The organism is Paraburkholderia unamae, assembly GCF_003268775.1.
GTDB lineage: Bacteria > Pseudomonadota > Gammaproteobacteria > Burkholderiales > Burkholderiaceae > Paraburkholderia > Paraburkholderia unamae.
The window spans coordinates 18433-31422 of record NZ_QLSU01000001.1 but is presented as its reverse complement, the minus strand read 5'-3'; the positions used below and the strand labels follow the sequence as shown (position 1 = coordinate 31422).

General features: G+C 63.3%; 11 protein-coding genes. 4 read left to right on the top strand and 7 right to left on the bottom strand.

Annotation, left to right across the window (positions count from 1 at the left end; all coding sequences use genetic code 11):
• Window positions 1-16: 16 nt before the first annotated feature.
• The 7 genes from C7401_RS00155 to C7401_RS00125 form a co-directional block, all read right to left on the bottom strand.
• Window positions 17-433 carry a RidA family protein gene (locus tag C7401_RS00155; protein WP_112169084.1) on the bottom strand — a complete coding sequence of 139 codons (417 nt, stop codon included), beginning with the start codon at window positions 431-433 and terminating at the stop codon, window positions 17-19.
• A gap of 38 nt (window positions 434-471) precedes the next feature.
• Complete coding sequence (locus C7401_RS00150) at window positions 472-1659, bottom strand: acyl-CoA dehydrogenase family protein (protein ID WP_112169082.1); 1188 nt, start codon at window positions 1657-1659, stop codon at window positions 472-474.
• 1 nt (window position 1660) lies between these two features.
• The gene (locus tag C7401_RS00145) at window positions 1661-2515 is read right to left on the bottom strand and encodes an enoyl-CoA hydratase family protein (protein WP_112169080.1); all 855 of its coding nucleotides are present in this window, start codon (window positions 2513-2515) and stop codon (window positions 1661-1663) included.
• A gap of 43 nt (window positions 2516-2558) precedes the next feature.
• Window positions 2559-3122 (bottom strand): MarR family winged helix-turn-helix transcriptional regulator, encoded by a 564-nt coding sequence (locus tag C7401_RS00140; RefSeq protein ID WP_112169078.1) that lies wholly within the window; start codon window positions 3120-3122, stop codon window positions 2559-2561.
• Complete coding sequence (locus C7401_RS00135; RefSeq protein WP_112169075.1) at window positions 3119-3907, bottom strand: SDR family NAD(P)-dependent oxidoreductase; 789 nt, start codon at window positions 3905-3907, stop codon at window positions 3119-3121. Before C7401_RS00135 ends, C7401_RS00140 begins: the two co-directional genes overlap by 4 nt.
• A gap of 2 nt (window positions 3908-3909) precedes the next feature.
• Entirely contained in the window at window positions 3910-6282 is a 2373-nt protein-coding gene (locus C7401_RS00130; protein ID WP_112169073.1) for a bifunctional salicylyl-CoA 5-hydroxylase/oxidoreductase, read from the bottom strand.
• 340 nt (window positions 6283-6622) lie between these two features.
• A complete protein-coding gene (locus tag C7401_RS00125; RefSeq protein WP_112169071.1) occupies window positions 6623-7423 on the bottom strand; it encodes an IclR family transcriptional regulator in 801 nt (266 codons plus the stop codon).
• Window positions 7424-7584: 161 nt separating this feature from the next.
• Between C7401_RS00125 and C7401_RS00120 the strand changes: the two genes are divergently transcribed.
• From C7401_RS00120 to C7401_RS00105, 4 genes are all read left to right on the top strand, one after another.
• Window positions 7585-9336 (top strand): FAD-dependent oxidoreductase, encoded by a 1752-nt coding sequence (locus C7401_RS00120; protein WP_112169069.1) that lies wholly within the window; start codon window positions 7585-7587, stop codon window positions 9334-9336.
• Between the two features lie 95 nt (window positions 9337-9431).
• Entirely contained in the window at window positions 9432-10193 is a 762-nt protein-coding gene (locus C7401_RS00115; RefSeq protein ID WP_112169067.1) for an SDR family NAD(P)-dependent oxidoreductase, read from the top strand.
• A gap of 187 nt (window positions 10194-10380) precedes the next feature.
• The gene (locus tag C7401_RS00110) at window positions 10381-11730 is read left to right on the top strand and encodes an MFS transporter (RefSeq protein WP_112169065.1); all 1350 of its coding nucleotides are present in this window, start codon (window positions 10381-10383) and stop codon (window positions 11728-11730) included.
• Window positions 11731-11785: 55 nt separating this feature from the next.
• The gene (locus C7401_RS00105; RefSeq protein ID WP_112169063.1) at window positions 11786-12949 is read left to right on the top strand and encodes a porin; all 1164 of its coding nucleotides are present in this window, start codon (window positions 11786-11788) and stop codon (window positions 12947-12949) included.
• The last annotated feature ends 41 nt before the right edge of the window (window positions 12950-12990 follow it).

Below are 12990 nucleotides of genomic sequence, written 5' to 3'. Positions count from 1 at the left end.
TTGCGTGGGCGGCGGTCTACTTGCGCGTGAGGCGCGCGTCGTCGGGAATCACGGCGGTGGCCTCGATCTCCACCTTGGCTTCGTCTTCCACGAGCGCGACCACCTGCACGGCGCTCATCGCGATGTCGTAGTCGCCGATCAGCTCGCGAAACGCCGCGCCGATTTCTTTCAGCGATGCCAGGTACTCCTTCTTGTCGGTCACGTACCAGGTCAGGCGCACGAGATGCTCGGGTTTGCCGCCCGCGGCCGCGAGCACGGCCACGATATTGCGCAGCGCCTGCACGGCCTGCGCGCCGAATTCGCGGCTCGTGAAGCGCGCGTTCTCGTCCCAGCCGATCTGGCCGGCGATATAGACCTGGGTGCCCGTGGCGGCGACGCCGTTGGCATAGCCGCGCGGCTTGACCCAGCCTGCGGGAAGAAGGGCTTGTTTCATGTTCGTCCGATTCCGTAGAGGCGTCGCGAAGCGCGTGCTTACGCGGCGTTGTATTCCTTGAGCAAGTCGCGCCCGACGATGAGTTGCTGCACTTCGGTCGCGCCTTCGTAAATGCGCAGCGAGCGGATCTCGCGATAAAGCGACTCGACGACGTTGCCGCTTTGCACGCCCATGCCGCCCCACAACTGCACGGCCGCATCGATCACCTGTTGCGCGCCTTCGCTCGCATGCCACTTGGCCATGGCCGCTTCGCGCGTCACGCTTTCGCCCTGGTCGCGCAGCCACGCCGCGCGATAAACGAGCAGGGCGCTGCTGTCGATGGTGAGCGCCATTTGCGCGAGTTTTGCTTGGGTCAACTGAAAGTCGCCGAGCGCCTGGCCGAACATCTTGCGCGAAGCCGCGCGGGCGAGCCCTTCGGCCATGGCGCGGCGCGCGAAGCCAAGCGACGCCGCGGCTACCGAGGTGCGGAAAATATCGAGCGTACGCATGGCGATCTTGAAGCCTTCGCCGGGCGCGCCGAGCATCTGGGCACGCTTCACGCGCGCGCCGGTGAAGCGCAGGCGCGCGAGCGGGTGCGGTGCGATCACGTCGATGCGCTCGGCGATTTCCAGCCCCGGCGTGTCGGCGTCGACGATGAATGCACTGATGCCGCGCGAGCCCGGCGCTTCGCCGGTGCGCGCGAACACCACATAGAAGTCGGCGATGCCGCCGTTCGAGATCCACGTCTTTTCGCCGTCGAGCACGTAGTCGTCGCCGTCGGCGCGCGCGGCGAGCGCCATCGCGGCGACATCGGAGCCAGCTTGCGGCTCGGACAGCGCGAATGCGGCGATCGCTTCGCCCTGCGCCACGCGCGGCAGATAGCGCGATTTTTGCGCGTCGTTGCCGGCCAGCGAGATGGCGCCGGAGCCCAGGCCCTGCATGGCAAGCGCGAAGTCGGCAAGGCCCGAGTGTTTCGCGAGCGTTTCGCGCAGCAGGCAAACGGCGCGCGTGTCGATGGTGTCGCCGTGGCCGCCGTAAGCGGCGCCGCCCACGCCGTAGCGCAGCCAGCCGGCCGCGCCCAGCTTGCGCACGAGCGCGCGGCAGGTGGCGTCGACATCGTCGTGCGGAACGTGCGCGAGATGCTCGCGTGCCCACGTCTCGATTCCTGTGGCGAGCGCGCGATGGCGATCTTCGAAGAACGGCCATGCAAGCGCGTCGTGGAGAGGGGTGTTAGTGGCAGCGTTCAATTCAGTCCCCCTGAAAAACCGGACGCGTTTTCGCCGCGAACGCTTCGTAGGCGCGGCCGAAATCGCGTGTGGCCATGCAGATCGCCTGCGCCTGCGCTTCGGATTCGATGGCCTCGTCGATGCTCATGGTCCATTCCTGATGCAGCATCGTCTTGGTGATGCCGTGCGCGAAGGTCGGCCCGGCCGCGAGATCGGCGGCGAGCTTTCGGGCGTCGGCGAGCAGCGTTTCGGGGTCGCAAATGCGGTTATAGAAACCCCATGCGTGGCCTTCATCGCCCGTGGCGGAGCGGCCCGTGTAGAGCAGTTCGGCGGCGCGGCCCTGGCCGATGATGCGCGGCAGGATCGCGCACGCGCCCATGTCGCAGCCCGCGAGACCCACGCGCGTGAAGAGGAAGGCGAGCTTGCTGCGCGCCGTGGCGTAGCGCATGTCGGAGGCCATGGCGAGAATCGCGCCCGCGCCGGCGCACACGCCGTCCACGGCGGCGATGATCGGCTGCGGGCAGTGGCGCATGGCCTTCACGAGATCGCCCGTCATGCGCGTGAACATCAGGAGTTCGGGCATGGGCAGGTCGATGAGCGGCGCGATGATGTCGTGCACGTCGCCACCCGAGCAGAAGTTTTCGCCCGAACCGTGCAGCACGACGGCTTTCACGTCGGTGGCGTAGGCGAGTTGGCGGAACAGATCGCGTAGTTCTGCGTACGATTCGAACGTGAGCGGATTCTTGCGTTCGGGGCGGTTGAGCGTGATGGTCGCGACGCGGCCGTCGACCGACCAGCCGAAGTGCTGCGCGCGATAGCCGGCGAGCGTCACGCGGTTGCCCGCGAAAAGCGCCTCGGCGCTGGAAGGTGTCGTCAAGATATGTCTCCCGGGTGTTCTCGGTTGTTCGTGCAATACGGCTTCAGCCTTCGATGCCGTTGCGCAGATGTTGTTTGAGCTTGCCAAGGCGCTCGTGCATCTTCGACTTCTCGTCGAGCGAGAGGCCGCCGAGCAGTTCCACGACCCATTGTTCGTGCGCGCTCGCCATGCGGTCGAAGAGGGCGCGGCCCTCGGGCGTGAGGCGCACCGCGAAGGAGCGCCGGTCCTCGGGCGCCACGTCGCGCACGACGAGGCCTTCTTTTTCGAGCTGATCGGTAATGCCCGTGACGTTGCCGCCCGTCACCATGAGGCGGCGCGAGAGCTCGGTCATGCGCAGTCCTTCGGGCTGGCGCTCGAGTTGCGCCATCAGGTCGAAACGCGGCAGCGTGGTGTCGAATTCGGCGCGCAGACGGCGGCGTAGCTCCGCTTGCACGAGGTTCGTCGTGGTGAGCAGACGCAACCACAGGCGCAGGCCCATGTGGCTGTCGGCGCCGGTGCTCATCTCCATGTCGACGACATTCCCGGCCGGCTTCTCCACGCCTTTGCGCGGCGCTTTCGCCGTGGCTTTTGTGGCAGCGGGCTTGCGAGTGGATGTGGGCGATGTCATGTGATTTCTCCACCGGAAACGGAAAGGGATTGCCCGGTGATCGCCGACGATCCGGGCGAGCAAAGCCACAGCACCGCGTTGGCGACTTCCTCGGGCGTGACGAAGCGTTGCTGCGGGTTGTGGCGCACGAGGATGCTGCGCGCCTCGGCTTCGCTGCGCGAGGTTTTGCGTGTGATTTGTTCGAGGGACGCGTGCAGCAGTTCCGTTTCCGTGTAGCCGGGGCACACGGCGTTCACGGTCACGCCTTGCGTGGCGACTTCCAGCGCGAGCGCGCGCGTCATGCCGATCACGCCGTGTTTCGAGGCGCAATAGGCGGCGACGTAGGGATAGCCGACCTGGCCCGCCGTGCTCGCGACATTGACGATGCGCCCGGCCTTGCGCGCGAGCATCGCGGGAAGCACCGCGCGCGTGCAGAGAAACGCGCCCGTCAGATTCACGTCGAGCATGCGTTTCCACAGCGCGAGATCGGTTTGCGCGAAGGGCGCGGCCTGCGCCTGGCCTGCGTTATTCATGAGGATATCGACGTCGCCGAGTGCGCCGGCCGCGCGCGCGAACGCAGCGCTCACGCCTTCTTCGTCGGTGATGTCGACACTCACGCAAGCCACACGCTCGCCGCCGCCGAGCGCCGAGCGCTGCGCGTCGAGGCGCGCGGCGTCGCGGCCCATCAGTGTGACGCGCGCGCCGGCCTGGAGCAGCGCGGCGGCGGTGGCCGCGCCGATGCCGCTGCCGCCGCCTGTGACGACGGCGTGACGATCGCCGAGGATTGCCTGGTCAGCCTGGTTCATGCTCACACGGTTCCTTCCGCACGTTGGGCGCGTTCGATTGGCGACAATCCCGCGGCGGCTGCGGCTGCCGCGCGTTCGCGTTCGATGTTGCGTTCGAGTTGCGTCTTGGCCGCGGTGTACTGGTTCGGCCACTTGATGTCGAGGTAGCCAATGCGGGCGGCTTCGGTGAGCGTCCACGAAGGATTGGCCAGATGCGGCCGCGCCACGGCGCACAGGTCCGCGCGCCCGGCCGCAATGATGCCGTTCACGTGGTCCGCTTCGGATATCGCGCCCACGGCGATCGTGGCGATGCCCGCCTCGTTGCGCACGCGATCGGCAAACGGCGTCTGGAACATGCGGCCATACACGGGCTTTTCGTCTTTGCTCACCTGGCCCGAGGAGACGTCGATCATGTCCGCGCCCGCGGCCTTGAACGCGCGGGCGATCTCGATGGCGTCGTCGGGCGTGTTGCCGCCTTCGACCCAGTCGTGGGCGGAGATGCGCACGGAAATCGGCTTGTCTTCCGGCCACACCGCGCGAATCGCCTTGAAAACTTCGAGCGGATAACGCAGCCGGTTTTCGAGCGAACCGCCGTATTGATCCGTGCGTTGATTCGTGAGCGGAGAGAGGAAGCTCGAAAGCAGATAGCCGTGCGCGCAGTGCAGTTCGAGCCAGTCGAAGCCGGCTTCAGCGGCCATTTGCGTGGCGCGCACGAATTGGGCTTCGATTTCGCGCAGTTCCTCGATGCTTGCCTCATGCGAGCACTGGCTCACGCCGCGCAAATACTGTTGCGGCGAAGCGGAAACGAGCGGCCAGTTGCCATCGTCGAGCGGCTGGTCGATGCCTTCCCAGGCCACGCGCGTCGAGCCCTTGGCACCGGAGTGGCCAAGCTGCATGCCGATTTTCGCGTCCGAATTCGCGTGCACGAAATCGACGATGCGCTGCCACGCCTGCCGATGCTCGGGCGCATACATGCCGGGGCACGCGGGCGTGATGCGCGCCTCGGGCGAGACGCAGGTCATCTCGGTCATCACGAGCGCGGCGCCGCCCATGGCGCGCGCGCCGAGATGCATGAGGTGATAGTCGCCCGCCACGCCGTCGTGCGCGGAATACTGCGCCATCGGCGAGACCACTACGCGATTCTTTAACGTTACGCCGCGCACCGTAAAAGGCGTGAACATGGGCGGCACGGCGCGCGCGTTGTTGTCGGCTTTGCCACCCGCGCGCTGCGCGAGCCACGTTTCGAAGCCGGACAGATAACCCGCATCGCGTTCGCGCAGATTCTCATGCGAGATGCGCTGCGAGCGCGTGAGCAGCGAATAGGCGAACTGCTCGGGCTCGAACTGCGTATAGCGGTCCACGTGTTCGAACCACTCCGTGGAGTTGCGCGCCGCGTTCTGAATACGCAGCACGTCCACGCTGCGCACGTTCGTATAGTGCGTGAGCGCCGCGCGCGGGTCGCCTGGGTGCGCTTCCATGCTGTTGGCGAGTTCGATCGCGTCTTCGAGCGCGAGCTTGGTGCCGGAGCCAATCGAGAAGTGCGCGGTGTGCGCGGCGTCGCCCATCAGCACGACCGGCGTTTGCTTGCCGTCGGCCGCGGTTTTCCAGTGAACCCACTCGCGATTGACCACGCGCGGAAAGCGGATCCACTGCGACGAGCCGCGCAGATGCGACGCGTTTGAGCGCAGCGCATGACCGTCGAGATAGCGCGCAAACAGCTTTTCGCAGAACGCGATGCTGTCTTCCTTGCTCATGGTGTCGAGACCGGCGGCGCGCCACACGTGATCGGGCGTTTCGACAATGAATGTCGAGGTGTTGTCGTCGAAGCGGTACGCGTGCGCCTGGAACCAGCCCCATTCGGTTTCTTCGAACGCGAACGTGAACGCATCGAAGAGCTTCGAGGTGCCGAGCCACACGAAGCGGCAATCGCGCAGGTCGATGTCGGGCTGATAGGTGGCGGCGTACTTCTGGCGCGTGGCGCTGTTGAGTCCGTCGCTCGCGATGATCAGGTCGGCGTTGGTCACGTCGTCGTCCGTGATCTGCGATTCGAACACGAGCTTCACGCCCAGTGCTTCGCAACGCGCCTGCAAGATATTGAGCAGACGCTTGCGGCCGATGCCGCAGAAGCCGTGGCCCGACGAGCGGATCGAGCGCCCGCGGAAATGGATTTCGATGTCGTCCCAGTGATTGAACGCGTCGAGTATTTCGCTCGCGCTTTCGGGGTCGGCCGCGCGCAGGTTGCCCAGCGTCTGGTCCGAGAACACCACGCCCCAGCCGAATGTGTCGTACGGGCGGTTGCGTTCGATCACGGTGATGTCGTAGTCGGGGTGACGGCGCTTCATCAAAAGCCCGAAATAGAGGCCGGCCGGCCCGCCACCGATACAAACAATGCGCATGCTCGCTCCTTCGTTCAGTCTGCAAGGGCAGAGTAGGTCGATTTACTTTAGGTGTCAAGTAAATCGACGGAAGGAGAGGGATGACCCTGGGGCCGGGCGCAGGCGCGTGTTTGAACGCGCCCCGATTTTTTGGGAGGCGTAGCCGGGATGACAATCCGGGGCGTGGTGCCTGCGAGCGAAGCACCGGAGAAGTGGCTCGACGCTTATGCGTCCGGGCGCGAAACTGACGCGGATCAGCGCATCGCCAACCCCAGGCGCGCGGCTAACCCGGTTGCGCCAAAGCGCGTGATCGCCGGCGCGTCATTACCTGGCATTCCTGACTGGTTGGCGATGGAATGGCTCAATAGGCGTGCTGAAAGCCCAGACGTCTGGAGATGGTTTCCGCGCACGCTCTCACGGCCTGCGCGGCTGGGCTTTCCCACTCTGCGTCCATGGTGCCGGTGGGGCCCATGATCGTAATGGCAAGCACGATGTTGCCGGAGTAGTCGAACACGGGTGCGGAAAAGGCCACGACACCCGGCGTCGGATGGTTGATGCCGCGCGAGAGCTTGCGTGCTCGCGTTTCCTCGATCATCTGCTCGACCACGGCCGCATCGAGCGGATGCGCGATATCGGGACCCAGGCGCTTGCGTTCGTCGAGCAGCAGCTTGTCCACGAACGGGCGCGGCAAGAAGGCCGAGAACACGCGGCCCGTTGCAGTATCGACGAGCGACATCACGGTGCCGGTGCGGATGTTCGTATGCACCGGGTAAGCCGAATCGACCAGTCGCACGATGACCGGCCCCATGTTGCCCCACACCGCGAGCGCGACGCTGTGCGTGGTCTCCTCGGCCAGCGTGTCCGCGAACGGCGACGCCTCGCGCACCGGATTGAGCGTTTGCAGGCTGGTCAGACCGAGCTGGATGGCCATCGGCCCCAACTGATAGCGCCCCGTGACCGGGTCCTGCGATACGAGCCCCACTTTGCCGAAGCTGACCAGGTAGGGGTGAATCTTCCCGGACGGCATGTTGACGGCCTTCACGAGGTCGCGCAGCGCCATCGGGCGTGGCTCGGAGGCGAACACCTTGAGGATTTCGCCGCCCACTTCAATGGATTGGATGCCACGGCGTTCGCGGTCCGGCGGCGGTGCGGATTGTTCCACGTCAGGTTCCTGCGATTGGGAAATGATCTCCAGTATATCAATAGTGAATGACTAACGGGCTTGGCTATGGTTAACGCTTAGTTTTAATTTAGCGTGCTAGTAGTAATCTAGCAATCACTGCGGCGAGGCGTTCGCCGGCTAAGTGATGAATGGAGAGATTTATGTCAGCAGGAGACGTGCAAGAGTGCGACGTGCTCGTGGTCGGCTCGGGAGTTGCGGGAATGTCCGCGGCGATTACCGCCGCGAGTCGCGGGCTGAAGGTGATCGTGACGGAGAAGGCCGGTTACTACGGCGGGACCACGGCTCGCTCGGGCGGCTGGCTGTGGGTGCCCGGATCGCACCTTGCGAAGGCATACGGGCACGACGAAGCGCCGGACCAGGCGCTGACCTATATCCGCGATCAGGCAGGCGCGAGCTTCGATGAGGCGCGTGTGCGCGCGTTCCTGGCTAATGGGCCGAAGGCGATCGAATTTTTCATGTCGAAGACTGCCGTGCAGTTCGACATGCCGCTGACGTTCCCCGACTATCACGCGGAAGCGCCCGGCGCGGTGCAGGGCGGCCGCTCGATGGTGACGCGTCCGTACGACGCGCGTGAGCTCGGGCCGCTTCTCAAGACGCTGGGCCCGGTGCTGCCCGAGCTGACGGTTTTCGGCGTCACGATAGGCTCGGGCAAAGACATCATTCATTTCATGCGCGTCACGCGGTCGATTCAATCGGCGTGGTACGTGGCGAAGCGCCTGAGCAAACACTTCGCCGAAGTCATGCGTTATGGCCGGGGCATGACGCTGACCAACGGCAACGCGCTTGCCGCGCGTCTCGCGAAATCCGCGAGCGATCTGGGCGTGACCCTGTGGCTGTCCGCGCCTGCCGTCGAGTTGACGCGGAACGGCGAGCGCGTGAGCGGGGCGGTGATCGATCGCAACGGCCAACGGGTGACGGTCAAGGCGCGCCACGGCGTGGTGCTCGCAAGCGGCGGTTTCCCGCATGACGTCGAACGTCAGAAACACACCTATCCGCATATCAAGGCGGGCCAGCGTCACTTTTCGCCGACGCCGCCAACCAATACGGGCGACGGCGCCGCCATGGCGGAGAAGGTCGGCGGCATGTTCGACGACACCCTCTCGAATGCCGCTGCCTGGACGCCGATGTCGCTCGTGCCGCGCAAGGACGGTTCGACCGGCATCATGCCGCACTTCATCGACCGCGCCAAACCCGGTGTGATCGCGGTCGATCAGGAAGGTCGACGGTTCACCAATGAGGCGAACTCGTATCACGACGTGGTGCAAGCGATGATCGCCGCCTCTGAAGGAAAGCCCGAGGCCGCGTGCTGGCTGCTCGCGGATCACCGCGCGCTGCGGCGCTATGGTCTTGGCTTCGTCAAGCCTTTCCCGATGCCGCTTGGCAACCATCTGCGCAACGGCTACCTGAAGAAGGGCAGGACCGTCGCCGATCTGGCCGCGCAGATCGGTGTGAATGCCGCCGTGCTGGAAAGCACGATTCGTCAGTATAACGAATCAGCGAAAATCGGCCGCGATCCGTTATTCGGGCGCGGCAGCAAAGCCTACAACCGCTATCAAGGCGACGCGCTGCACGCACCGAATCCGTGCGTGGAGCCCTTGCAGACCGGCCCGTTCTACGCAATCAAGCTGGTGCCGGGCGACCTGGGTTCGTTCATGGGTGTCAAGACGAACGAGCATTCGCAGGTGCTCACGTCGCAGGGGGCGCCGATTTCCGGCTTGTACGCCGCTGGCAACGATGCCGCGAGCATCATGGGCGGCGAATACAACGGTGCGGGCATTACGCTTGGACCCGGCCTCACGTTCGGTTACGTGGCGGCCAATCATATGGCCGATACGGCGGCACGCGGATCGGCCGGTCAGTCTCGCTGCTATTCGACCTCGTTGCCTGCGTGAGCCGGGCAAGCGTGCATGCGCGGCGTCGCGCATGCACGCCCTGGCACAGGGGGCGATCGACGTTTTCGTTCCAATACCACTACAAGAGATTTTTCATGACTATTCCGAACCTCCTGAGCAACAAGAAAGCCTTTATCACCGGCGCAGGCCAGGGCAACGGCCGGGCCATCGCCTTGGGGCTGGCACAAGCCGGCGCGCGGGTGATCGTGACCGACATGAATAGCCACAACGCGCGCGAGACCGCCGGGCTGATCCAGGAGAAGGGCGGCCAGGCCGCGTGGTACGAACTCGACGTTACCGACCTCCCGCAATGTCATGCCACGGCGGCCAAGGTCGAGGCGGAGGCGGGAGCCATCGACATCCTGGTGAACAACGCGGGCATCATCGTTCGAGAAGGCATTGATAGCCCGAACGCACCGCACAACCTGCAACAGGTCATGAAGGTGAATCATGAAGGAACCTTCAACGTGACGTATGCGTTTCTTGCCGCGCTCCGCAAGACCTCGGGCAATGTCGTGAACGTCGCGTCCATTGCATCGTTCTCAGGCCAGCCCAACACGCTAGGCTATTCGGCCTCCAAAGGCGCGGTGAAGATGCTGACCCAGTCGCTCGCCGTCGATCTCGCCAAGGACGGCATTCGCGTCAATGCCATCGCGCCCGGTGTGATCGAAACGCCGATGACCGTTTCCACGCGAGATAACCCGGAAAAGCTGGAGCGCTTTTTGTCGCGTATTCCAATGCACCGCGTGGGGAAGCCGGATGAACTCGTCGGCGCCGTATTGTTCCTCGCTTCGTCGATGTCGACGTACGTCACCGGTGTCACGCTGCCTGTCGACGGAGGATATCTCGCCATGTAAGGCGGGCGCCGAAGAAGATGGATTTTTATCCATATTAATTAGTATGCCGAATCAATATTGTGCGCAACCCGGTTTGGAGGCCGGTTGTAGTCGTCGCATGACCAACGTTTGACGATCGTTCCTTTATATAAAGAAATTATCTACGAATGCGTTCAGGCCGCAGGCCCACGCATTCAGGAGACACATGATGACAAACGCGACGCGCACAGTCGACGTCAAGGCATTCATCGACGCCCAGCGATTCTCGCTAAGCCAATGGGTGATTCTCATCCTCTGCTTTTGTATCGTGACTGCCGACGGTTACGACGCCGCGGCAATTGGCTTCATTGCACCGGCGCTGACTCAGGATTGGGGTATCCCGCGAACGGAACTCGGCGTGGTGATGAGCGCTGCCCTTGTCGGTCTGGGGCTCGGGTCGGTGCTGGGCGGCCCCATTGCCGACCGGATCGGCCGCAAGAGCGTGCTGGTCGTGTCGGTTGCCTGCTTTGGCGTGTGGACATTGATTGCCGCGAATTCCCATACGGTTTTCTCGCTTACGGTCTTTCGCTTGTTGACCGGTCTGGGCCTCGGAGCGGCAATGCCGAACACGGTCGCGCTCATGTCCGAATACGCGCCGGAGCGCTTGCGGTCGATGACGGTCAACGTCATGTATTGCGGCTTTTCCGTTGGCCTGATTGCGGGCGGCGCGGCGTCGGCGTGGTTGATTCCGCACGTGGGCTGGCAAAGCATTCTGGTGATCGGCGGCGCCGTACCGATTTTTCTTTCCTTCGTTCTTCTGGTGTTCTTGCCCGAGTCGGTCCAGTTTCTCGCGGTTCGCCACGGCACACGTGAAAAGATCGAGCGCATTCTCAAGCGGATCGCGCCGCATGCCTCGCTGGAAAATTGCCATTTCGTCGCCTCAAGCGCTTCGGCGTCGAAGGCGACGGGCAGGGCCGCGCTCGCGTTGATACTGTCCAGGGATTATCGGGCGCGCACGTTCTTGCTCTGGACGGCGTATTTCACGAGCCTGATTGTCTACTACCTGCTGACGAACTGGATGCCCACGCTGTTCCGCGACCTCGGCTTCAGTACCGAACACAGTATGTTGATCGCCTCGCTGTTCCCGCTGGGCGGATTGATCGGCAATCCAGTTACCGGCTGGTTGATGGACCGCGTCAATGCAAACCGGACCATCGTCTACGCCTATGTGCTGGTTGCGGTGCTGGTGGTGCTGATTGGCCAGAGCGTTGGCAATGAACTTGCGCTGGGCGTGCTGATTTTCCTGTGCGGGGCGCTTGCTACGAGCGCATCGACTTCTTTGTCGGCGTATGCCGCGCAGATCTACCCGACCGAAGGGCGCTCGACCGGCGTGGCGTGGATGCAGGGCGTGGGGCGATTCGGCGGCGTAGCGGGTTCTTTTGCCGGCGCAGCGCTGCTGGGGCTGGGTTGGCACCTGGGGGACGTGTTTACGCTGCTGGCCGTGCCGGCACTCATTTCCGCCGCATCGATATTTTCGATCAATCAGAACAAGCTGGTTGAGCTGGAGACTCAGTCGTAACGAAAATAAAAATTATTAAAAATACAAATATCGAAAAATACGGTTTGGAGAATCAATGAAAAAGGCATTACTTCTAGGCGGCGCGCTATGTGCCATGCCGATGCTTGCTCTCGCACAAAGCAGCGTGACGATCTACGGGATTCTGGATGAAGGTTTGATGTACACCAGCAATGTCAATGGCGGCACGAAGGTGGCTCTCGATTCCTTATCAGGCTTGTTTGGAAGCCGGTTCGGGATGACCGGAATCGAGGATCTTGGCGGCAATCTCAAAGCGATTTTCACCCTTGAATCAGGTGTCAATCTGAATAACGGCCAGTTCGGGCAAGGCGGGACGGAATTTGGCAGGCAAGCCTTCGTCGGGCTGAAGAGCGATCAGCTTGGCATGCTGGCGTTTGGCCGCCAGTATGACATGGTGTTCTACTTTCCCGAACCGCTCACCGCCGGAAGTCTGGTAGGCGGCCCTGTCGGGATGCACCCGGGCGACATCGACAACGCCGCCAATACGGTCCGTCTGAACAACTCGGTTCGCTATATGAGCCCGTCGTACCGTGGTTTTTCGTTCGGCGGCGAGTACAGTCTGGGCGGTGTCGCGGCTAACTTCACGGCCAACAGCGGATATTCTCTCGGCGCCGGGTATACGGGCGGCTCGCTGAAAGTTGGCGCCGCATTCGAGTATTTCAAGAATCCAACCGCTACCGCGGGGAACGGATTCTTTACGGCGTACGCCAACGGGGCGTCACCGTTGTCCCAGTCGTTGAACAAGGCATACAGCACGGCTCAGGCCTACCAGGTTGCCATTGTCGCCGCCAACTACCTGATCGGTGCTGCGACGCTCGCGGCGTCGTTCTCGAATGTCCAGTACGCGAATCTGGGACCCGGATTCCTCAATGGCACCGCGATATTCAATAACTTCGATATCGGTGCCGCCTATCAGATCACGCCTTACCTGAGTGCAGCGGTGTCGTATGAATATCTGAAGGCAAACAGCGTGACGACCGACCGCGGAACGACGGTGGGAAATCAGCACTACAACCAGGTATCACTCGTCGTTGACTACTTCCTGTCCAAGCGAACGGACGTGTATTTCGGAGCCGGGTGGCAACGCGCTTCCGGTACGTCGTCGCTGGGAACCGCAGCGGTGGCCGATATCGACAACCTCGGCGATTCGTCCACCAATCAGCAAACGCTGGTTCGCATTGGCATCCGGCACAAGTTCTAACGGCAGTCGAATTTTCTGACCATAACTGGATTTTAGGAGAA